General features: G+C 43.3%; 19 protein-coding genes and 1 tRNA gene. 1 reads left to right on the forward strand and 19 read right to left on the reverse strand.

Translation table 11 applies throughout. From position 1 onward, the window contains the following. Positions 1-190: 190 nt before the first annotated feature. The 8 genes from RCH61_RS04530 to RCH61_RS04565 form a co-directional block, all read right to left on the reverse strand. Positions 191-1,009 carry a metal ABC transporter permease gene (locus RCH61_RS04530; RefSeq protein WP_178006438.1) on the reverse strand — a complete coding sequence of 273 codons (819 nt, stop codon included), beginning with the start codon at positions 1,007-1,009 and terminating at the stop codon, positions 191-193. Then, positions 1,002-1,712, reverse strand: a complete 711-nt coding sequence (locus tag RCH61_RS04535) for a metal ABC transporter ATP-binding protein (RefSeq protein ID WP_178006439.1) — start codon at positions 1,710-1,712, stop codon at positions 1,002-1,004. Before RCH61_RS04535 ends, RCH61_RS04530 begins: the two co-directional genes overlap by 8 nt. Beyond that, positions 1,712-2,770: a metal ABC transporter solute-binding protein, Zn/Mn family gene (locus RCH61_RS04540; RefSeq protein ID WP_442920444.1), complete on the reverse strand. Its 1,059-nt coding sequence runs from the start codon at positions 2,768-2,770 to the stop codon at positions 1,712-1,714. Before RCH61_RS04540 ends, RCH61_RS04535 begins: the two co-directional genes overlap by 1 nt. After that, entirely contained in the window at positions 2,757-3,245 is a 489-nt protein-coding gene (locus RCH61_RS04545) for a dihydrofolate reductase (protein ID WP_178007296.1), read from the reverse strand. The genes RCH61_RS04540 and RCH61_RS04545 overlap by 14 nt, the downstream gene beginning before the upstream one ends. A 183-nt stretch (positions 3,246-3,428) precedes the next feature. Continuing rightward, positions 3,429-4,277, reverse strand: a complete 849-nt coding sequence (gene thyA, locus RCH61_RS04550; RefSeq protein WP_178007298.1) for a thymidylate synthase — start codon at positions 4,275-4,277, stop codon at positions 3,429-3,431. A gap of 57 nt (positions 4,278-4,334) precedes the next feature. Further along, positions 4,335-4,769, reverse strand: a complete 435-nt coding sequence (locus RCH61_RS04555) for a MarR family winged helix-turn-helix transcriptional regulator (RefSeq protein WP_178007300.1) — start codon at positions 4,767-4,769, stop codon at positions 4,335-4,337. Between the two features lie 70 nt (positions 4,770-4,839). Beyond that, positions 4,840-6,117, reverse strand: a complete 1,278-nt coding sequence (locus tag RCH61_RS04560) for a homoserine dehydrogenase (RefSeq protein WP_178007302.1) — start codon at positions 6,115-6,117, stop codon at positions 4,840-4,842. 164 nt (positions 6,118-6,281) lie between these two features. Further along, positions 6,282-6,354 (reverse strand) — tRNA-Gly (locus RCH61_RS04565). 233 nt (positions 6,355-6,587) lie between these two features. Here RCH61_RS04565 and RCH61_RS04570 point away from each other — a divergent pair. Continuing rightward, on the forward strand, positions 6,588-6,866 hold the full coding sequence (locus tag RCH61_RS04570) for a type II toxin-antitoxin system HicB family antitoxin (RefSeq protein ID WP_178007304.1): 279 nt from the start codon (positions 6,588-6,590) through the stop codon (positions 6,864-6,866). Between the two features lie 130 nt (positions 6,867-6,996). On the opposite strand, the gene aspS is transcribed toward RCH61_RS04570, so the two are convergent. The 11 genes from aspS to spoVT form a co-directional block, all read right to left on the reverse strand. Next, positions 6,997-8,790 (reverse strand): aspartate--tRNA ligase, encoded by a 1,794-nt coding sequence (gene aspS / locus RCH61_RS04575; RefSeq protein WP_178007305.1) that lies wholly within the window; start codon positions 8,788-8,790, stop codon positions 6,997-6,999. Beyond that, complete coding sequence (gene hisS / locus RCH61_RS04580; RefSeq protein ID WP_306480013.1) at positions 8,783-10,033, reverse strand: histidine--tRNA ligase; 1,251 nt, start codon at positions 10,031-10,033, stop codon at positions 8,783-8,785. Before hisS ends, aspS begins: the two co-directional genes overlap by 8 nt. Next, complete coding sequence (gene hemZ, locus RCH61_RS04585) at positions 10,024-11,502, reverse strand: coproporphyrinogen dehydrogenase HemZ (RefSeq protein ID WP_178007266.1); 1,479 nt, start codon at positions 11,500-11,502, stop codon at positions 10,024-10,026. The genes hisS and hemZ overlap by 10 nt, the downstream gene beginning before the upstream one ends. A 42-nt stretch (positions 11,503-11,544) precedes the next feature. After that, entirely contained in the window at positions 11,545-12,168 is a 624-nt protein-coding gene (locus RCH61_RS04590; protein WP_178007264.1) for an MBL fold metallo-hydrolase, read from the reverse strand. A gap of 118 nt (positions 12,169-12,286) precedes the next feature. Beyond that, positions 12,287-14,590: a RelA/SpoT family protein gene (locus RCH61_RS04595; RefSeq protein ID WP_178007263.1), complete on the reverse strand. Its 2,304-nt coding sequence runs from the start codon at positions 14,588-14,590 to the stop codon at positions 12,287-12,289. Between the two features lie 60 nt (positions 14,591-14,650). Further along, a complete protein-coding gene (recJ, locus tag RCH61_RS04600; RefSeq protein WP_306480023.1) occupies positions 14,651-16,369 on the reverse strand; it encodes a single-stranded-DNA-specific exonuclease RecJ in 1,719 nt (572 codons plus the stop codon). Positions 16,370-16,522: 153 nt separating this feature from the next. Further along, a complete protein-coding gene (gene secD, locus RCH61_RS04605) occupies positions 16,523-18,883 on the reverse strand; it encodes a protein translocase subunit SecD (RefSeq protein ID WP_306480014.1) in 2,361 nt (786 codons plus the stop codon). A 100-nt stretch (positions 18,884-18,983) separates the two neighbouring features. Next, the gene (gene scfB, locus RCH61_RS04610; protein WP_306480015.1) at positions 18,984-20,387 is read right to left on the reverse strand and encodes a thioether cross-link-forming SCIFF peptide maturase; all 1,404 of its coding nucleotides are present in this window, start codon (positions 20,385-20,387) and stop codon (positions 18,984-18,986) included. 104 nt (positions 20,388-20,491) lie between these two features. Further along, complete coding sequence (gene scfA, locus RCH61_RS04615; RefSeq protein ID WP_306480016.1) at positions 20,492-20,635, reverse strand: six-cysteine ranthipeptide SCIFF; 144 nt, start codon at positions 20,633-20,635, stop codon at positions 20,492-20,494. 159 nt (positions 20,636-20,794) lie between these two features. Next, positions 20,795-21,175 carry a TIGR04086 family membrane protein gene (locus tag RCH61_RS04620; protein ID WP_306480017.1) on the reverse strand — a complete coding sequence of 127 codons (381 nt, stop codon included), beginning with the start codon at positions 21,173-21,175 and terminating at the stop codon, positions 20,795-20,797. A 155-nt stretch (positions 21,176-21,330) separates the two neighbouring features. Next, complete coding sequence (gene spoVT, locus RCH61_RS04625) at positions 21,331-21,873, reverse strand: stage V sporulation protein T (protein ID WP_306480018.1); 543 nt, start codon at positions 21,871-21,873, stop codon at positions 21,331-21,333. Positions 21,874-22,156: the final 283 nt, after the last annotated feature.

Below are 22,156 nucleotides of genomic sequence, written 5' to 3' on the forward strand. Positions count from 1 at the left end.
CCTCAAAACAAAGGTCTGTTTCTCATACTCTCATCACTTGAAAGAAAACAACATCTCCGAATCCACGCCTCTATCCCGGCATCTCTTCGTCTTATTATGAATAATATAAGAGAAATCTTAAACAATATGATACTTTGTATCAAGCCTCTTGTCAATTTCTTATGCTTGATCTTTTTTATCTATGGCATACTTATCTGCGCCGTACCGCTCCGACTATGGAATAAACTGCAAGAGCCGCGGCATTTACCATCACGACGCTGGCTCCTGCCGGAGTTGCCCATACATAAGAAACCGCGATCCCTACAATAAGACATACAACCGAAATAACAGCAGAATTTAGGATCACTGTTCGAAAAGTCCTGCACACACGCATGGAGGTAAGCGCCGGAAAGATAATCAGACTTGAGATCAGAAGGGCTCCCATCATCCTCATCCCAAGCACGATCGTCACCGCCGTCAGCACAGCAATCATCGTATTGTACAAATTTGCTTTTACTCCGGTTGCCTGTGCAAAAGTTTCATCAAACGTAACCGCAAAAATCTTATTATAAAAAAAGAAATAAAGGATCAAAACAATGCCTGCCAGCACAACACTAAGCCGTACATCTTCTTCACTCATCGCCAGAATACTTCCAAACATATAGTTGTACACATCGGTATTCATTCCGGTCGTCATCGAAATAACCATCACTCCAAGTGCAAGAGACGTCGTCGATATAAGAGCGATCGCTGCGTCACCTTTCATTTTCCCCGTTCCCTTTATCCGAAGGATCAAAACAGCGGCAAGCACAACAACCGGAATCGCCACAGAAAGAGGCGCCGCCTGAAACGCCGTTGCAACAGCAAGCGCTCCGAACCCTACATGAGACAATCCATCCCCTATCATGGAATATTGTTTCAGCACGAGGCTGACGCCAAGCAAGGCGGCACAAAGCGCAACCAAAGAACCGACAACAAACGCCCGCACCATAAAAGGATAAGAAAACATCTCCACGATCATATCAAACATGTTCTTCACCTCCGAGAAATTTTCTTCCGATCCGGCTTTTTCGGTATTCTTCTGCCGTCCCGAAAAATTTGGCGCTCTCCTGCAAATGCAGAATATGACTTGCATTTTCTACAGCCGTTTCGATATCATGGGACACCATCACAACCGCGATTTTGGAGTCGCGATTGATTTTTCTGATCAATTCATAAAATTCACCTGTCACGATAGGATCGAGTCCCGTCACCGGCTCGTCAAGCAAAAGAAGACTTTTTGTAGCGCAAAGCGCTCTTGCAAGAAGCGCTCTTTGCTGCTGTCCGCCGGAAAGATCCCGAAAACACTGCCTCGCCAGTCCTTTAATCCCAAGCATTTCCATCTTCTCCAGCGCAGCCGCTTTATCTTCTTTTGTATAAAACGGCTTCCATCCTCGGCTGTTCAGTCTTCCTGACAAAACAACTTCATAAACGCTTGCCGGAAAACCTTTCTGTGTTTCGCTTTTCTGCGGAAGATATCCGATTTCATTTTTCTTCAGGCCATCGCCGTAGACAATCTGTCCGTGCTCCACACTTTTAAGTCCAAGTAAACTTTTGACAAGAGTACTCTTCCCTGATCCATTCTCCCCGACAATACAAAGATAATCTCCTCTGTCGATCGAAAAGCTCAATTCCTTCACAACGGTCTGTCCCTCATATCCTATAGAAACTTTTTCGCACGTTATCAACGCCATCAGTTCAAAACCTCCTTTAACGTCTCTACGTTCTTTTCCATCATTGTAAGGTATGTCTCACCTTTTTCAAAATCTTCTGCCGAAAGATTATGACAGCTATAGAACACTTTAACTTCCGTGCCGGACGCTTCGGCAATAGCATTCGCAATATCTGCATTGCTCAATTCCATCTTCAGGATCACCGGAACTTTTTCAGATTTTGCCTTTTCGATCAAAAACACCATTGTAGCCGCGCTCGGTTCTGTATCCCCCGCACACCCCGGAAACGCCGCATAATATTCCAAACCATATTCTTCTGCAAAATATCGAAACGGAAAACGATCTCCGAATATTAATAAGTTTCTTTTTGATTGTCCGACAACTTCTCTTATCTCTTCATCCAACTTTAAAAGTTCCGCCTGATACCGCTTTGCGTTCGCCTCATATATCGCTTTATTTTCGGCATCCTTCTGCACGAGAACCTGCTTGATCTTCTCTGCGATCAAAGAAGCATTCACCGGAGATGTCCATACATGTTCGTCAATCTCATGAACAGATTCCTCTTCCCCGTCAGTTTCATCAGACGTTTCGTCATGTGCGTCATGCGCGTCATGATGCGATTCTCCTGCCGGCTCTTTCATTCCTTCCACATGTTCTTCTTCCACTGTTTCAACACAGTCCAGAAGTTTGATCGTCACCCGGTCACTTTTCGGCATAGAACTTAAAATATCTTCAATCCATACGTCATTCTCCCCACCTACATAAAGAAACACATCGCTGTTTTCAATCGCGATCATGTCTTGCGGCGTAGGTTCATAAGAATGACTTTCCTCTCCGGGTTTTAAGAGCATTTTAAGATCTACATAATCTCCGGCGATCTCTCGCACAAAATCATACGGTGGAAAAATTGTCGTCACAACGCGAAGACGTTTCTCGCCGTCTTCTTGTTGTCCTTCCCCGCTCTTTCCTCCGCCATTATCCGTTCCGCTTCCCGCACATCCCTGCACAAGAACAGCAAAGCACAGGACGAGAACTGCCAGTCCCCGCCTGCGCCGCATTTTTTTCTTAACATCTTTCATATGTTGTAAAACGAAATTCCAGATCAAAACAAGTCTGCTCCTCACTTTCCTGCGTCATCTTCCACTCACTCATCTCATCAAGATTCGGGAAAAAAGTATCCGCCTGAAACCCACGCTCAACTTTTGTCACATAAACTTTATCGCAGTGCGAAAGCATCATTTTGTAAACGCTTTCCCCGCCGATAATATAAACCCGATCCGTATCGTATTTTTCAAGTTCTCTCATCAGTTCTTCTTCATTATGCACAGTTGCTGCATCTTTCACCTGATAATTCTTATCTCGCGTAAGTACGATATTTGTCCTGTTTTTAAGCGGCATTCCATTCGGGAAACTTTCCAGTGTCTTACGACCCATAACAATGACATTTCCAGTCGTAGTTTCTCTAAAAAACTTCATATCTGATGGAATACTTACAAGAAGTTTGTTCTTATATCCGATTCCCCAATTTTTATCGGCACATACGATCGCTCTCATATACAGCTTGCTCCTTTCTTATCTCGACTCTTTTTAATCTATATACTCTGTACAATCTGTCTATTGTCTTGTTCTACATCCTCATCCGGTCTTCTTGTCCCGTTCCTCTTCTTAATCTGTCCGTCTTCTTATCTTTTATGTTTTCTTATCCTGTCTGCCTTCTTATTCTGCCGTTTTTCAAAGCTACACCGCGATCGGAATATTTTTAATCTGCGGATGTGTCTCATAACCATCCAATCTGACATCATCCGGTGTAAAGTCATAAAAATCCGTAACATCCGGATTCAGCCAAAACGTCGGCGCCGGAAGAGGTTCTCTGGAAATAAGCTCTTCGATCATCGGAACATGGCGATCATAAATATGTGCATCTGCAATGACATGTACGAATTCTCCTGCCTTCATCCCGCATACTTGCGCAAGCATATGAACAAGTGCCGCATATTGGCATACATTCCAGTTGTTTGCCGCGAGCACATCCTGAGACCGTTGATTTAATATACCGTTCAGAGTCAGTTTATCGCTGTCCTTTTCTTTCGTTACATTAAACGTCATACTGTACGCACATGGATAAAGATTCATCTCATGCAGATCACTGTGCACATAAATATTCGTCATAATACGCCTGCTGTACGGATTATTTTTCAGATCAAAGATCACCCGATCCGTCTGATCCATCAGCCCTTCCTTATACTCATGTTTCACGCCCATCTGATAGCCATACGCTTTTCCGATGGATCCCGTTTCATCCGCCCAGCTATCCCATATATGACTCTTCAATTCATTTACATTATTTGATTTTTTCTGCCAGATCCAGAGCAGCTCGTCCACACAGCTTTTAATCGCCGTGCGGCGCAATGTCAGCGCCGGAAATTCTTTTGACAGATCATAGCGATTTACAACCCCGAACTTCTTGATCGTATATGCAGACGTTCCGTCTTCCCATACCGGACGCACTTTTTCTCCTTCTGTACTCGTGCCGTTATCAATGATATCCCGACACATATCAATAAAGACTTTATCCGCGTAACTCATATCCGCTCTCCTTTTACCGTTATTTTCCTGTGATTCTGCCCCTCATCTATCTGTATCTTACGGCTCTGCTATATTATTCAAAACTTTATCCAAGTTTTTTCTAAGCGCCTCAATCTCGCGCTTTGTCATGCCCCGCGTCAGTTCTCTGTCCAGCTTACGTCTGTCAGTTTCCATTTTTCTTCTGATATCATAAGCCTTTTCCGTAAGATAGATCGTCTTTTTCCTTTTATCATTCGCATTCGGCACACAGAAAATATATCCTTTTTCATCTAAACGTTTCAATATTCCTGTCACGGTCGGATTTTTCAGATTCAGATTTTTCTCTACATCTCTCTGACTCACTTCTTCCTTGCTTGTACGAAACAAATAATCAAGTACTGCACACTGGGATGATGTAATACCGATATTTTTCAACCGTTCATTAAGATCTTTTTCATATACATTATTGATCTGTTTTATAACAAAACCGATCGGCAGACTCCGCTTTTCCATCTGTACTCCTTATCCGACATTCCAAACCTTCCGCAAGATCTTCCCCGGTCAAGACGTAAGATCTGCTTTATCAATACTCTCTGATCACGCTGCTCACTTCAAAAATACTTTTCATTTCTTTCAGTTCACGCAGCGCGCTTTCCATGTGTTTTTCCTTTACTTTTTCTGTTACGATGACAAGTTCCGCTCTGTCCGTCTCTGCGTTTTTCTGCACGACTCTCGCAATACTTACTTTATGTTCTCCAAACACTTTGGCGATCTGTGCCAATACGCCAGGGCAGTTTTCCACCTGCATTCTCAGGAAAAATTTATTCTTCACATCTCCGAAATCTTTTACTGCAAGTTCCCGATAACATGTACAACTGATTCTTCCGCTGCAGCCATACTCAATATTTCTCGCCTCATCGATCACATCTCCTACAACTGCACTTGCCGTCGGCATCTCTCCTGCGCCTCTTCCGTAAAACATTGCGTCGTCTACCGCATCTCCATGGATAAACACTGCATTAAAAGAATCTCTTACAGATGCAAGCGGATGATCTTTCGCGATCATAACCGGATATACCCCGACTTCGATTCCTTCCGGTGTATTTCCCGCCACGCCAAGCAGCTTGATCACACTGTCAAATTCTCTTGCATAAGCGATGTCTGCCGCTGTAATCTTCGTAATTCCTTCCGTATACACATCTGCAAACACAACTCTTGAGTGAAACGCGATGGAAGCCATGATCGCCATCTTTCTTCCGGCATCCAGTCCTTCTACATCTGCCGTAGGATCTGCCTCCGCATAACCGAGTTCCTGTGCCTTTTTCAAAGCATCGGCGAACTCCATGCCGTCCTCAAACATTTTCGTTAAAATATAGTTCGTCGTTCCGTTCACAATTCCAAGTACATCTGTCAGCTCATTTCCTGCAAGACACTGTTTCAGCGGACGAATGATCGGAATACCTCCTGCCACAGCCGCCTCAAACAGAAAATCTTTCCCTGCTGCCTGCGCCGTATCAAAAATCTCTTTTCCTTCTTCCGCGATCAGATCCTTATTCGCAGACACAACATTTTTCCCAGCCTTCAACGCTTCCAAAATCATTGTTTTTGCCGGCTCGATCCCGCCGATCACCTCGACAACAATCTCAATTTCATCGTCTTCTATAATCTCTTTCCAATTATCAGTAAGAAGCGTTTCATCTACTCCTTCTCTTTTTTTATTTTTATTATGGACAAGAATCTTTTTGATCTCCACCTGTGCTCCGACCGTTTGAGTCATCGTATCCGCACGCCTCTGAAGAAGCTTGTACACACCCATTCCGACAGTTCCAAGTCCGAGAAGTCCTACTTTTATTTTCCGCATATTGAAACCTCACTTTTCTTTTTTATTTTCTGACCATTGTGATTTCTAAGATACATGTTATTTATTATACTTGGAAAGAGAGAAATTGTAAAAGACTTTTTAATGTTTGTGATATAATGCAAAAAGCACTCGCATCTCTTCTGAGATATCAAGTGCTTCTTAAGAGCGACAGACGGGGTTCGAACCCGCGACCCCGACCTTGGCAAGGTCGTACTCTACCAGCTGAGCCACTGTCGCGTTTTTTATTCTGTTCCGTCAACCGGAACAATACATACTATACTACGATCCCAAAGAAATGTCAACAACTTTTTTAATTTTTTTCAATTTTTTCAATTTCACTTTCAATTTATTCAATTCACTCTCTTTAAAACCTTTTCAGGAAGTTTTCACATTGCGTCCTATCGGCTTCAATGCTATACTTTCTATGTACTGCTTTAGTATGTACTATTTTAGAAAGGAGCTGTCTCGTTATGAAATTCATATATCCTGCGGTCTTCCGCAAAAATGAAAACGGCGGATACAACGCCTTTTTCCCTGATCTTGAATGCTGCGAAGCGACAGGCGATACGCTCGACGATGCGATCGACAACGCCAATGAAGCAGCCCGCAACTGGATCATGGTAGAATTCGAAGAGGAAAACCCTGTCTTCCCTTATGTTTCTGACATCAGTGATATTGAGACGGAAGCAGATGATATCGTCCGCAATATTTCTGTAAACATCCGCTTCTATGAAGGCTGGGATGAATAACGAAACCTGAAGGAACTTTGAATCTTTCTAAGTTTCTTCCTATAGAAAGAAAAGAACCCCTCCGCTATATGCCTCCTTGTCTTTTGACCGGTGTATAGCGAAGGGGTTTTTATCTTAGATCTGACGAAGTCTACTCTTCTGTTTCCGAAGTTGTCTCAAGACCAAGTTCATTCAACTGTTTCACATCAACCACACTTGGAGCTTCTGTCATCAGACAGGACGCATCTTTCACCTTCGGGAATGCGATCACATCACGGATGCTGTCCTGTTTTGCCATCAGCATCACAAGACGATCTAATCCATACGCAAGTCCTGCGTGAGGCGGAACGCCGTATTTAAATGCATCCAAAAGGAATCCGAACTGGCTGTATGCCTGTTCTTTTGTAAATCCAAGCACTTCAAACATCTTCTCCTGAATGTCATCCTGGAAAATTCTGACGCTTCCTCCGCCGATCTCATTTCCATTCAAGACGATATCATATGCTTTCGCGCGTACTTTTCCCGGCTCGCTGTCGATCAACGGAAGATCCTCTTCCATCGGCATCGTAAACGGATGATGCATCGCTACATAGCGGTTCTGTTCCTCGCTCCACTCAAGAAGCGGGAATTCTGTGATCCATACGAAGCGGAATTCATTTTTATCAAGCAGTTCAAGCTGTTTTGCCAATTCCACACGAAGCGCGCCAAGACTATCCCATACAACTTTATTCTTATCTGCCGCAAAAAGCAGTAAATCGCCGGCTTCTCCGCCCATTGCTTTGATCAGCGCAGCCATCTCTTCTTCTGTCATGAATTTTGCAAAAGAAGATTTGATGCTTCCGTCTTCCTGGATCGCAATATAGGCGAGTCCTTTTGCGCCGTAATCTTTCACAAACGCTGTCAGTTTGTCGATCTTCTTTCTTGGCATCGCGCCCTGACCTTTTGCATTAATACCACGCACGCTTCCGCCATTTTCAACCGCTCCTGTAAATACAGAGAAACCACAGTTTTTCACAACGTCTGTCACATCTGTAAGTTCCATACCGAAACGAAGATCCGGTTTATCAGAACCGAAACGATCCATTGCTTCCTGCCATGTCATTCTCTGGATCGGAAGGGGTACTTCTACACCAAGAACTTCTTTGAATATTCTTGCAAGATAACGTTCATTTACATCGATCACTTCATCAACATCAACAAAAGAAAGCTCCATATCGATCTGTGTAAACTCCGGCTGTCTGTCCGCACGGAGATCTTCATCGCGGAAACATCTCGCGATCTGGATATAGCGATCAAATCCTGAACACATTAAAAGCTGTTTATACAGCTGCGGAGACTGAGGAAGTCCGTAAAAATTCCCCGGATGTACACGGCTCGGCACAAGATAGTCTCTCGCTCCTTCCGGCGTACTTTTTCCAAGCATCGGAGTCTCCACTTCAAGAAATCCTTCTTCAGAGAAAAACTGTCTCGTCAGCGTCATCACCTGACTTTTCATCATCAGATTTCTCTGCAGATCCGCTCTTCTAAGGTCAAGGTAACGATATTTTAAACGCACCTCTTCTTTTGTCTTAGAATTTTCTTCAATCGGAAACGGCGGTGTCAGTGCCTCGGAAAGAATTCGAAGCTCACTTGGAATCACCTCGATCTCTCCTGTCGCGATCTTATCATTTACTGCTCCTGAACGTTTCGCTACTTCTCCGACGATCGCAACTACATATTCCGAGCGAAGTCCTGCTGCCTTCTCAATCAGCGCCGCATCCGTCTTTCCTTCTTCACATACGACCTGAATGATACCGGAACGGTCTCTCACATCGATAAACACAAGTCCGCCTTTATTTCTGTTCTTCTGGACCCATCCCATGATCGTTACTTTTTCTCCTGCGTTTGCGGCAGACAATTCCCCGCATCTGTGGGTTCTCTTAAGCCCCTGCATTGATTCAGCCATTGTACACCTCCGTAATATCTGTATATCCCTGTTCTGCAAGCTGTTCCTTTTGGAACTTCTTATTTTTCTTCATATTTACTATCATTACCTGCTTACCGGACTCACGCGCTTCACGCGCTTCTTTCAGCACCTCGAGAAGTTTCTCCTGCGGAAGTTTTTTCTCGATCAGAAATGCTTTTTTCGGTTTGCTCGTCGGAACTTTATATCCGCGTTCCAAAAGCAGCATGACGATCCGTTCAAATCCGATAGAAAATCCGACCGCAGGCGTATCCTGCCCGGTGAATTTTCCGATCATCTTATCATAACGTCCGCCGCCTCCGACACTTCCTCCGAATTCATCCATAGATATCTCAAAAATCGTTCCTGTATAGTAAGACATTCCCCGCACAAGCGTCGGATCGAAGCTCATCTTAAACTCTGCTTCTTTCTGACTCTCCACGCTCGTAATGATCATTTCCAGCGAATCCGCCGCTTCAGGCGCAAGATAGCCTTGTAATTTTTCTTTGCAGAGACGGACGCCTTCCACATCATTCGTAATCTCTTCAAAAAGCGCGAGGTATTTTTCCACCGATTCTTCCGCATATCCGTTTCCTTTCAGCTCTTCCGCCACGCCGTCCAGTCCGATCTTGTCCATCTTGTCGAGCGTAATAAACACACTGTCATAATCTTCTTCCTGAAATCCGCTGTATGCTGCCATTGCCTTCAAAAAACGACGATCATTGATACGGATCGTAAAATTCTTAAAGTCCAGTTTCCCAAGCAGCGCCGTTGTCGCAAGGATCAGTTCGATCTCTGCAAGATTCGACGGTTCTCCGAGAATATCGATATCGCACTGCATAAACTGACGGAAACGTCCTCTCTGCGGACGATCCGCTCTCCATACATTTCCCATCTGAAGCGCTTTAAACGGTGACGGCAGTTCATTTGCATGATTTGCATAATACCTTGAAAGCGGAACAGTCAGATCGTAACGCAGTCCGCCGTCTACAAGGTCTGCCTCCTCTTTCGCCGTATCAAGTTTTAATTTTTCTCCTCTTTTTAAAATCTTGAAAATCAGCTTTTCATTATCTCCGCCCTGCTTGCTGCACAAGTTTTCAATATGCTCCACACAGGGAGTTTCCATAGAGGAAAATCCAAATGTTTTATACGTCTCTTTAATGAGACTGATGACATAATCCCGAACTTCCATTTCCGCCGGCATCATGTCTTTCATGCCTGTAACCGGTTTCTTTTTCAGCGCCATAACCATTCTCCTTTTCGTTCTATCATTTCATCGATCCTGCTGATATATTCTGTAATATTTTTCACATTTTCACAGCGGACTAAATTAATCTCTTTTCCGCTTTCGGTCCGAATCGGATCTTTGAGCAATATCTTTGTCGATGCTCCCGCTCCGGCAGCCAGTATCGTCTGTTTTTCTTCCATAATCAGTATATTGTATATTCCGGCTTTGTCAAGTTCTGCATAACCGACATTTTCAAAATTTCCTGCAATATTCTTCTGTCGATACAAATAATACGGCTTCAACCCGATCCGCTCCGCGCAGCCTGCAGCCGATTCTACCATCTGAGAAATTTCAGAATGAAGATCCTGCTTTCTTCTTTCCTGTCCATACTTAGCCGCCCGCTTAATTGCCAGTGCATGAACTGTCAGACTGTCAGGATGAAGTTCTTCCACCTGCCGCAGCGTATCTTCCATATCGGCAGCATCTTCCCCCGGAAGCCCCGCGATCAGATCCATATTAATATTCTCAAATCCCATCTTCCGAGCCATATAAAACGCATCTTTCGTCTGTGATACTGTATGCTTTCTTCCGACCAGATCCAGTGTCTTTTGCTGCATAGTCTGCGGATTAATAGAAATCCTTGTCACCGGATATTTTCGGATCACTGCCAGCTTTTCTTCAGTAATACTATCCGGCCTTCCGGCTTCTACTGTAAACTCAAGTATATTTGACAGATCAAAATTGTCCACGATCGTCCGCAGAAGTCTGTCCAGCTGCCCTGCTTCTAAAGTAGTCGGCGTTCCCCCTCCGATATATACACTATCCGGTCTATGACCCTGCGCCATCTTCCCGATTGCCCTGATTTCTTTGAGAAGCGCAGAAAGATAACTTTCCACCTTGTCTTTCCACTCCGCGATCGGCGAAGAACTAAAAGAACAGTAAGAACATACGCTTGGACAAAACGGAATGCCTGCATATAAACTAAACCCATCCTTATAATCCAATTTGGACAAAAGTTTCTTTTCCCGCATTGCGATCTCACACGCAAGCTGCGCCTTTTCTTTACTGACAAAAAATTCGTCCTGAAACCATCCGGCAGCGATACGGGCCGCATCTGCTTGTTCCATAGAGTCACACTGTTCCAATTTTGTCATGGCAAGTTTTGTCGGCCGCACTCCTGTAAGCGTTCCCCACGCAAGAGCTGTTCCCGTCTGTTGTTCAAGATATCGGTATAACAGGCGGGTCAGTTCTTTTTTTATCGCCTGCTCTTTTGCTTCCTCCGTCTCAAATTCGGAAAGATCTCCAACAGACTCCTTTGCCTCCTCAGGCGCAATGGAAAAGCAAGACCCTCCGGGCAGCTTCAGCGCCACAAGAGATTCCTGCTTCTCGTCCACACTCTGTATGATCTCCTCATTTGGGAAAAAGGCTTTTACAAGATGATATACATTATATGTGTACTTGTTCTTCTTACTTGATATTTCAATCATCGTCTCTTCCCATTTCCTACTATTTCTAACTGTTTATCTTTCCTATATAAAAGGATTATGTCTCTTCTCATAACCGATCGTCGTCTCTTCCATATGCCCCGGATACACCTTCGTCTCTTCCGGGAGGATCATAAGTCGCTCTCTTACGGAACGAACGAGTCTGCTTCCGCTTCCTGTCGGAAGATCTGTCCTTCCGATAGAACCGTAAAAAAGTGTATCTCCGCTGAACAGCACATTCTCTTTCTCAAGATAATAGCAGCATCCGCCTTCTGTATGTCCGGGTGTTGGGATCACATCCACTTCAAAACCCGCAGCCTCTATCTTCGCGCCCGCCTTTACATATTCTGCTTTTTGAAACACATACGGCTGTCCAAGCATCGTTGCCGACGCATTCAGCATCGAATCGCACAAAATATTTTCTTCCGCTTCATATGCGTATACCGGACATTCGAAATTTTCCACAAAATGATCTAATCCCATAATATGATCAAAATGTCCATGTGTCAAAAGCACTGCTTTCACACAAAGTCCGGCATCTTTTATCTTCTTTACAAACTCTGTCGGACAATCTGCCATATCTACAACGAAACATTCTGAGGCAGCTTCGTTTATCACTAAATAGCAGTTCGTCCCAACCGGTCCGAGTACAAATCTTTCAATGCGCATGATCTGTCTCTCCTTCTTATTCATTCTGACACTTGTCAAACGATCTGTTTAAACAATCGTTTTATTCCTGCTGCTTCTGCATAGAGCCGCTTCTCTTTCTGCTCATATCCGCTCGGAATCAGCCGGTTGTTCTCTCGATATCCAGAACTCCCTGGAGCTGACGCAGCTTCTCGATTATTGCATGGAGTTCTTCTCTTCCATTTACAATAAATCCCATATCGATCGTCGCAGTTCCTTTTTTGCTTGTACGGACGTTCATAGACTTCACATCGATCTTCGCTTCTGTAAATACTTTTGAAATATCCATAAGAAATCCCTGTCTGTCATTTGCGTACATCTTAAGTTCCGCCAGATATTTTCCGCCTCCTTCAGTCTCAGACGGATCTTCCCATTCCGCATCAATCAGGCGCGCCCTCTCTGCATCGGAAAGATGAAGCATATTGATACAGTCCGTCCTGTGGATTGACATGCCCCTTCCTCTTGTAACAAACCCGACAATCTCATCTCCGGGAACAGGATTGCAGCATTTTGAAAAACGTACCGCCATATCATTGATCCCTTTTACAACAATGCCGCTCTTTGATTTCGCAATATGAACTTTTTGAGAATTTGCTTCTGAAATCTTCTCAAGGATCGTCTCGTCCGTGATCTCTTTCTTATGCTCTTTCTCATATTCTTCAAAAAGTCTGTTTACAACCTGACCTTCTTTTAAGCCTCCGTGACCGATTGCCGCCAAAACAGCGTCCCAATCCCGGAATCCGTACTTTTTCTGTACGATCTGCTGATACTTTGGTTTCAAAATATTCAGAAGATTAATTGATTTTCCTCTGCAATACGAAACGATCAGCTCTTTTCCCCGAATAATATTATCTTCTTTAAATTCCTTCTTGAACCATTGATTGATCTTATTTTTCGCCTGTGTGCTCTTGACAATATTCAGCCAGTCTCTGCTTGGCCCTTTTGAATTCTGTGAAGTAAGGATCTCAATCCTGTCTCCGTTTTGTATCTTATAGTCGATATTGACAAGTTTTCCATTCACCCTCGCGCCGACCATTTTATTTCCCACGGCGCTGTGTATCGCATAGGCAAAGTCCACCGGAGTAGAACCGTTCGGCAGATTCTTCACATCCCCGTTCGGCGTAAAACAATAGACATCTTCAGCGAACAGATCCAGATCTCCTTTTAACAGACTTAGAAACTCCCGATTATCGGACATATCTCTCTGCCATTCCAAAATCTGACGAAGCCAGTTCAGTTTCGCCTCCTGAGATTCCATACTCTTTGCCGAATCTCCGCCTTCTTTGTATTTCCAGTGAGCCGCAATACCATATTCTGCCGTCTTATGCATCTCCTCTGTCCTGATCTGAATCTCAAACGGCTGTCCTGAAGGACCCATAAGCGTCGTATGGAGAGACTGATACATATTCGGTTTCGGCATTGCAATATAATCTTTGAAACGTCCCGGGATCGGCGTATACATCTCATGGATCACGCCAAGCGCCGCATAACAGTCTTTTACGGAATCAACAATAATACGCACCGCAAACAGGTCATACACCTGATCCAGCGTTTTATTTTGATTCACCATTTTCTTATAAATACTGAAGAAATGTTTCACACGCCCATATACTTTTGCCTCAATATGCGCGTTTTTCATATGTTTGGAAACTTCGGCAACAATCTGCTGTACGAACTCTTCCCGCTCGGTTTTTCTGCGGTTCAGATCCCGCACAAGATTATGATAAACCTCCGGTTTCCAATACTTTAAGGACAGGTCATCCAGTTCTGTCTTGATCTTCGAAATACCGAGCCTTTGTGCGATCGGCGCATAAATATCCATCGTCTCCCGCGCTTTCTCCTGCTGCTTTGCCGGAGTCATAAATTCAAGCGTGCGCATGTTATGCAGTCGGTCTGCCAGTTTAATGATAATGACACGGATATCCTTCGCCATTGCCAAAAACATCTTTCGCAGATTCTCTGCCTGAACTTCTAATTTATCCTGCGAATAATTCAACTGACCAAGCTTTGTAACGCCGTCAACAAGAAGTGCAACTTCCTCTCCAAACTCGCGGGATACATCGTCCAGCGTCATATCTGTATCTTCCACCGCGTCATGCAGCATTCCTGCCACGATCGTCTCTTTATCCATCTCGAGATCCGCCAGTATAATCCCTACCCAGAGAGGATGGATAATGTACGGTTCACCTGATTTTCTCGTCTGGTCGTGATGCGCTTCTTTGCCGATCTGATAGGCTTTTTCGATCATTGTGATATCTGCCGATGGATGATACTTTCTGACCCTTTCGATAAGCACATTATAAAGCTGCTCCGGATTCTGATAATCTTCCGGCGCTTTTACCGCATGACCGTCCACGATCTCTAAATTTTTATTTAATTCCTCATATTCCGCCGTTCCTGCCATAGCAAAGCCCCCTTATCTCCTGCAGCTTATTTAACAAAGTTATAATATCGTTTAATTATATCATTTCTTCTGGTAATTTACAATCTTAAGCTGTATGCTTCGTGTTCCCTTATATTCATTAATTAACGGAAAATAAGTAACGGCCGTCACTTTTCCGGTCTGCATATCTTCCAGACACGTTTCCACATCCCCGTAATAGACCGCCCTCATACGATTTCCCTGCTTATCTTCTAAAGTGCACTGTAAAACATTCCTATTCTTTCCGACAATTTTCGGCCAAAGCACTTTCAAATCTTTCTCCGCAAACAGCGGTCTTCTGTTCCCTTGTCCAAAAGGCTCAAGCACCTCGAACTGCTCGATCAGAGATTCTGTCAAATACGGAAACGGTACTTGCATATCAATAAAAACTTTCGTTTGAAGATCTTCTTCCGTCAATGTGCAGAGAGAATTGATCGTATCTCTGAAACGCTGGATATTCTCCTCTTTCAAAGATACGCCCGCCGCCTGCCTGTGTCCTCCGAATTTTGTAAACAGAGCCTGACATTTACACAACTCGGTAAACATATCATATTCTTCTATCGAACGTCCCGATCCTTTTACGCCTTCCTCCGCCTTCGTCAAAATAATCGTCGGACGTCCATATCGTTCCCGAATCCTTCCCGCGATAATCCCTGCAATACTTTCATGGCTGTCCGGCAAATAGACTACAAGCACTTTGTCTTCTTTCAGAGATGTACTCTCAATAATCTCTACCGCTTCTTTGATGCCTCTTTCCGTCATTTCTTTCCGGCTGTCATTTAATGCTTTTAAATCTTCAGCCAGCATGACCGCATCACGCCTTGTCCGCGCACTTAAAAGCTCCAGCGCCCGTTTCGCAGTATCTAACCTTCCGCTTGCATTAATACACGGTCCGATAACAAATCCAAGATGATAGGAATTCAGTCCTTCCGGCTTGATGCCCGTACATTCAATCAACGCTTTTAACCCTTCATTTTTTGTACGCTTCAGCATCTCAATCCCTTGTTTCACAAAAATACGGTTTTCTCCTTTTAAATCCACCACATCGCCGACTGTCGCAATCGCCACATTTTCCATAAGATAATCCACATCTTCAGGATCGCGGAGCATAACATTATACAACGCTTCAATGAGTTTATAGGCTACCGCCGCACCGCATAAATTTTTAAACGGATACTCACAGTCAAAACGCTTTGGATCTACTACCGCATCAGCCTGCGGCAATATGTATTCCCGCTCTCCGTTCATATCGACAAAAGGAACCTGATGATGGTCTGTCACGATCACAGTAAGCCCCCTTTTTTTGCCGTAAGCGATCTCCTCGGCAGCAGCAATCCCGTTATCGCACGTAATAATCGTATCAATCCCGTCTTCCAACGCCCTGTCGATCAACATTTTATTCAGACCGTATCCATCTTTGATCCTGTCCGGAATATCCGTATCCACATCCGCGCCGAGTCCGCTCAGTCCTTCTCTTAATATGTAGGAGGCATTCACACCGTCAATATCATAATCTCCGATAACACGAATCGGTTTTTCTTCCCGGATCTTCTCTGATAAGATCTCAATGGCTTTATCCATATCCTTCATCAGCATCCCGTCATACAGATCGGCAATCGTTCCATTTAAATAAAAATCGATCTCATTCTCTTCTATAATATCTCTGTTTCTGATTAGACGGGCAATGATCGGAGAAAGATTGTACTTTGCTCCAATCCGGGCAAAATCTGCCTTTTTCATCGTTATATACCAACGTTCCATCATCGGTTCCTCCATTATAACCAGCGCATTTTCTTGTATTATAGTATCACAGATCAACAAAAATCGCCATAGAGAAAACCGGTCTCAAAACGCTGCTGTTTCGAAACCGGTTTCTTTATTTTCCTTAAAGAGCTTTTCACTCTTTTTCACTTTTTAATGTTTTCTTTTTTTCTTCTTTTTTGTTTTTGCAGTTTTCTGACCTGCATTATTCTGAGCTGTTCCGTCTTCTTTTTCTGATTTTGAATCTTCAATCTGTTTTGCCGGCGCTTTGGATGCTGTCTGAACTTTCACGCTCTTTCCGGTCTTCATAATATACCAGAGAGCTCCTGTAATGCATACAGATGAATACGCTCCGCAAACGATTCCTGCCATAAGCGGAAGTGCGAACTCCTTAATTGAGCTTACTCCCATCACATAAAGAACTGCTACCATAACAAATGTTGTCAGGGAAGTATATATGCTTCGTGTCAATGTCTGTGTGATACAACGGTTTACAAGCTCTTTCAGATCTGCATTTTTGGAGCTGTTCTTCATCTCCTCACGGATACGGTCAAAGATAACGATCGTCGCGTTGATTGAATATCCGACGATTGTCAGCATACATGCGATAAACGTATTTCCTACAGAAACACGGGCAACCGCATAAAATGCAAGTACAATAAGCACATCATGCAGAAGAGCCGCTACCGCACTCGTAGCGAAACGGATATCTTTAAATCTGAACCAAATGTACAAAAGCATAAAGATCGTTGCGAAAACAACCGCGATCACTGCATCCATTCTCATCTCAGAACTTACCGTTGAGCTGATATTTTCTGTCGTGATCTCTTCTGTCACTCCAAAATCATTCTGCATATAAGATTCAAACGCTTCTCTCTTCTCAAGATCAAGTGTCTGTGTTTTAAATACAACTTGATTTGTTCCTTTTACAGTCTGTACCTGTACATTCTTGTCGCCTGTAATTTTCTCAAGTTCAGGTACCATCTGACTGTCAACTTCTTCTAACGTATACTCTTTATCGAATGTAACGGTTGTCGCTGTACCACCTACGAAATCAAGGCTGTAGTTAAGCGCTCCGACACCTCGTGCAGAATTGATTCCCATAACAACAAATCCGCTGAGACAAAGTGCAATAGAAATCGCGAAGAATACTTTCTTCTTTCCAAGGAAATCGATTGGTTTTCTCGGTTCTTTTACTCTGCCGTATACTTTTGGATTGCGGATGCCGATCGCATAGAAAGAATAAACAAGAAGTCTTGTCACAACAAGCGCCGTAAACATGGAAACAACGATACCAAGCGCCAATGTCTGGGCGAATCCTTTTACCGGACCGCTTCCTCTAAGCCACAATACCGCTGCAGCAATCAACGTTGTAATATTACCGTCAAGGATTGCTGACATTGCCTTATGGAATCCTGAACGAAGGGCAGAATGAACCGATGCTCCTGCCGACAATTCTTCTTTCACACGGGCAAAGATAATAACATTCGCGTCTACCGCCATACCGATACCAAGAATAATACCGGCAATACCTGGAAGTGTCAGCGTAATATCAAATGCATTTAACAAAAGTAAAATTAATCCTGTATAAATTACAAGCGCGATACTTGATGCAAATCCCGGAAGCAGGTATACAAAGATCATAAACAAACATACGATTGCAAGACCGATTGCTCCTGCCATAAGGCTTGTGCTGATCGCTTCCTCACCAAGCTGTGCTCCGACAACTTTTGAACTGATTTCTTCCAGTTCCAAATTTAACCCTCCGATACGGATTGTAGATGCAATATTATCTGCTTCTTCATAGGATGCCGATCCCGTAATCTGAGCCTGTCCGTTCTCAATAATTGCGTTTACACTCGGAACGCTGATCAGCTCACCGTCATAATATATCGCGATCGTATCGTTGCCGTTATTGTAAGCTTCTGTCGTAGCTGTCGCAAATGCTTCTGTTCCGTCTGCATTTAATGTAAGATCTACTCCGTACTCTTTTTTGCCTGTCTGCTGGTTCTCCCATGTACCTGCCGTAGCAGATTTCACTTCTGAACCTGTTAAAACGATAGAACCGTTTGCTTTCAGCTCATCGATCGTTTTATTTAATACATATCCTTCTGCTCCAAGTGTGTAGTTTTCATTTCCATCTGCATCTTTATGCTTGATGAAATACAGTGATCCCGGCTGTCCTAATTCTTCAAGGATTGTGTTTGCGTCTTCTACTCCCGGAATCTCGATACTGATCCGATTGTCGCCTTCCTGATATGCCTGTGCCTCTGTACTGTACTGTTCTACACGACGCTGCATCTTATATACAGTGTCATCCATGTCTTCCTGTGACGGTTTGTCGCCTTTTACCTGATATGTAATGCTGACTCCACCCTCAAGATCCAGTCCCAAATTAATATTTTTCGCTGCGCCCATTCCTTCAGAATCTAATCCGTGGATTGTAGTCACACCGAGCAGGACTGAAAGTGCTGCCACGAGAATAAGGCTTAATATACCTCTGCTCTTTTTCATGACTTTTTTCCTTTCTTACTTTTCTTTTTTATCTACATTTATGCAGACGCTTTTACGCGTCCGCTCATGTACTTTTTCTGTGTTTCGTACCTACTGCCGATTATCGGATGCCTGCATCTGCCAATGCCGCCTTGATCATAATCGCGCACTCAACACGTTTTCTCTCCATCTCACAACTTACTTCATATGTATCATTGATCGAGTGATGGAACTTATAAGAATTTGCCATACAGCCTCCGCTGCAATAAAATCTTGCGAAACATTTTCTGCAGCTTTCTTTTGAATATACGCTGCATCCTCTGAATTCGTCTGCTATCTCAGGGCGTGTGATCCCTTCATCAACATTTCCCATAAGGAACTCTTCCTGTCCGACAAACTGATGGCACGGGTATAAATCTCCCCACGGGGTTACCGCAAGATACTCTGTTCCTGAACCACATCCTGACAATCGCTTAGAAACGCACGGTCCGCCTTCCAGATCAATCATAAAGTGGAAGAACGTAAATCCTCGTCCGCTTTTTTCGCGTTCGACCATGATCTTCGCCAGCTTATCATACTCTTCAAAAATCTGAGGAAGATCTTCTTTACGGATCGCATACGGATCAGTATCTTCTCCTACAACCGGTTCAATCGAAATCTGTTCGAATCCAAGATCTGCAAAATGAAGCACATCGTTGGAGAAGTCCAGATTATTTCTCGTAAATGTTCCTCTGATATAATACTTTTCCTGATTCCGGCTCTCTGCAAGTTTCTGGAATTTCGGCACGATCAGATCATAACTTCCCTTTCCGTTTCTAAACGGACGCATCTTATCATTGACTTCTTTTCTTCCGTCCAAACTGAGTACGACATTATCCATCTCTTTATTGACAAACTCTTGGATCTCATCATTCAGAAGAACGCCGTTTGTCGTTACCGTGAAACGGAAATGTTTATCATGAAGCTTCTCCTGCTCCCGTCCATAAGCGACAAGATCTTTTACAACCTGCCAGTTCATAAGCGGTTCGCCACCGAAGAAATCAACTTCAAGATTTCTTCTCTTACCGGAATTGGCAATCAGAAAATCAAGCGCCTTTTTCCCAACTTCATATGACATCAATGCCCGGCGTCCATGATACTCGCCTTCCTCTGCGAAACAATATCTGCATGCCAAATTGCAGTCATGTGCGATATGAAGACAAAGCGCTTTAACAACTGTTTTTCTTTCCTTTACTTCATCGATATAATCTTCGTAAATATCTTTTGTGAAAAGTCTTCCTTCTTCTGTAAGCGTTATAACAGCTTCCAAGATATCCTTTATATCTTCTTCTGAATAACTACTTTCAAACTTTGATTTTAAAAATGCAAAAGTTTCTTCTTTTTTTAATGTCTCTGCCGTATGGAATTCATTTTGCTCTTCCAGTGCACCAATGACATCATATGCTTCTTTATCAACAACATGTACTGCTCCGCTGTTGACATCCAGCACAATATTATATCCATTATTCTGATACAAATGTATCACGAAAAGTACCTCTCTTTCATTTCGTTCAAACAAGTATAAGGCAGCGGCTTTTAAAGACCGCTGCCTTTTTCACCTTATTGCCCCATATTCTTACGATATTTTAATTATTTCTTCTGCTCGCAAGTCTGGTTTCCAACAGTACAAGACGTCTTACATGCTGACTGGCATGATGTCTGACATTCTCCGCATCCGCCTTTCTTTACTGTGTTATTAAGTGTCTGTGTATTTAACGTTTTGATATGTTTCATGTCCTGTCCTCCTAATTTTCTGAACATTATTATGCTCATAAAATTATAGCACAGTATGCTTCATTTTTAAAGAGTTTTTTGACCTTTCCGAAAGATTACCTCCCTCCCCGCTTCAACACTGCCTCCCCTCCGCTTTCACTCACCTTCTGCAGTTCATTTTCAGGCGATCATTCCGCCCAGCATTCCTCCTCCGGCACACAGGAGAAATGTCACAAGAACATTTCGCACATCACCTTGAAAAGCATGGTATATTCCAAGAGTAATGAGCATAAGCAGCAGGAAATATGCCATTCCCGCAAGCAGACCCCATAAAAATTTTTTCGTTCCTGAAAGCTTCCCCAGCACAAACCCTGCTGAAAACGTCGAAATCACATAGATCAAAACAATTCCCGCATTGACGTTTTGCTCATTCAGTCCAAACTTATAAAGCATAAGTGCCAATATCAGGAGTAAAAGTCCTGTCACAATATATCCGCACAAAAGTGATTTTACGAACCATATTGCCCTTTTTCCTGCATTTCCATATTCTTTTGCTTCCATCTCAAACCTCCCGTTTCGGATCATCCGCCATATTTTCCGTTTTTTCTGAAAATACAGCCTGCATATGCGTTCATTCTACATTTTTAACTAATAAAGCATATGTTTGTCCGTCACGATTTATGCCTGCACTTTCCTGTCTTTTCCGAGAGCTTTCTCTATTCCATCTGTTTTCCCAAAAAATCCGCCGCACTGCAAGCGACCCTTTGCTCAACTTCTCCAAATTGCTTCTTCTTATCTTTATTCAGCAAAACGACTGCGCCTATTACATCTCCGGCACTGATAATGGGAGAAATAACTTCATCTTCATACTCTTTCATTTCTTCCGTAACTTTTATATATCCGCTCTCTCCTACCTGTGCCGTCACTGATTCTCTTTCTCTTAAAACCTGAAGAAATTCTTTGCTTACAAACCGATCTTCCAGCTCTTTCTTCCCTGATCCCGAAACAGCCACAATCTGATCTGTATCTGTAATACATACTGTGCATCCCATCGTTTGCGATAAGCTTTCTGCATATAATTTTGCAGGCATTCCAAATTCGCCTATAGGAGAATATTTTTTTAAAATAACTTCCCCTTCTCTGTCGGTAAATATTTCTAATGGATCTCCTTCGCGTATACGAAGCGTTCTTCTAATCTCTTTCGGAATTACAACTCGCCCGAGATCATCAATTCTGCGTACAATCCCTGTTGCTTTCATATTCTCTTCTCCTTATTCTAGTTTCTATTGATCATAATCTGCTCTTGTATTTTTATTGCCACCACACATCCTCATCCTGTTTTGAAAAGTAAAAAAATGTAGTGATTTTCTTCTATTAGTATCGCTCATTTTTTAGAAATTATGAATTTATTTACCAGTTTTCTAGAGAAGTTTATCTGTCTTGACTTTACAGGCTTCTTCATTTTTCATTAGTCATTCTTGTACATGCAAAAAAAGACAACGCCGTCACCGACGCTGCCTTCTCTCATTCCGTAAGGAAAAT

It is taken from the genome of Mediterraneibacter sp., from assembly GCF_030825015.1.
Taxonomy (GTDB): Bacteria; Bacillota; Clostridia; order Lachnospirales; family Lachnospiraceae; genus Mediterraneibacter.

Excerpts from the sequence above, each read along its gene's own strand:
- RCH61_RS04530 (WP_178006438.1), bottom strand. The coding sequence starts at position 1,009 with ATGTTTGATATGATCGTGGAGATGTTTTCTTATCCTTTTATGGTGCGG.
- RCH61_RS04535 (WP_178006439.1), bottom strand. The coding sequence starts at position 1,712 with ATGGCGTTGATAACGTGCGAAAAAGTTTCTATAGGATATGAGGGACAG.
- RCH61_RS04540 (WP_442920444.1), bottom strand. The coding sequence starts at position 2,770 with ATGAAAGATGTTAAGAAAAAAATGCGGCGCAGGCGGGGACTGGCAGTT.
- RCH61_RS04545 (WP_178007296.1), bottom strand. The coding sequence starts at position 3,245 with ATGAGAGCGATCGTATGTGCCGATAAAAATTGGGGAATCGGATATAAG.
- thyA (WP_178007298.1), bottom strand. The coding sequence starts at position 4,277 with ATGAGTTACGCGGATAAAGTCTTTATTGATATGTGTCGGGATATCATT.
- RCH61_RS04555 (WP_178007300.1), bottom strand. The coding sequence starts at position 4,769 with ATGGAAAAGCGGAGTCTGCCGATCGGTTTTGTTATAAAACAGATCAAT.
- RCH61_RS04560 (WP_178007302.1), bottom strand. The coding sequence starts at position 6,117 with ATGCGGAAAATAAAAGTAGGACTTCTCGGACTTGGAACTGTCGGAATG.
- RCH61_RS04570 (WP_178007304.1), top strand. The coding sequence starts at position 6,588 with ATGAAATTCATATATCCTGCGGTCTTCCGCAAAAATGAAAACGGCGGA.
- aspS (WP_178007305.1), bottom strand. The coding sequence starts at position 8,790 with ATGGCTGAATCAATGCAGGGGCTTAAGAGAACCCACAGATGCGGGGAA.
- hisS (WP_306480013.1), bottom strand. The coding sequence starts at position 10,033 with ATGGCGCTGAAAAAGAAACCGGTTACAGGCATGAAAGACATGATGCCG.
- hemZ (WP_178007266.1), bottom strand. The coding sequence starts at position 11,502 with ATGATTGAAATATCAAGTAAGAAGAACAAGTACACATATAATGTATAT.
- RCH61_RS04590 (WP_178007264.1), bottom strand. The coding sequence starts at position 12,168 with ATGCGCATTGAAAGATTTGTACTCGGACCGGTTGGGACGAACTGCTAT.
- RCH61_RS04595 (WP_178007263.1), bottom strand. The coding sequence starts at position 14,590 with ATGGCAGGAACGGCGGAATATGAGGAATTAAATAAAAATTTAGAGATC.
- recJ (WP_306480023.1), bottom strand. The coding sequence starts at position 16,369 with ATGGAACGTTGGTATATAACGATGAAAAAGGCAGATTTTGCCCGGATT.
- secD (WP_306480014.1), bottom strand. The coding sequence starts at position 18,883 with ATGAAAAAGAGCAGAGGTATATTAAGCCTTATTCTCGTGGCAGCACTT.
- scfA (WP_306480016.1), bottom strand. The coding sequence starts at position 20,635 with ATGAAACATATCAAAACGTTAAATACACAGACACTTAATAACACAGTA.
- RCH61_RS04620 (WP_306480017.1), bottom strand. The coding sequence starts at position 21,175 with ATGGAAGCAAAAGAATATGGAAATGCAGGAAAAAGGGCAATATGGTTC.
- spoVT (WP_306480018.1), bottom strand. The coding sequence starts at position 21,873 with ATGAAAGCAACAGGGATTGTACGCAGAATTGATGATCTCGGGCGAGTT.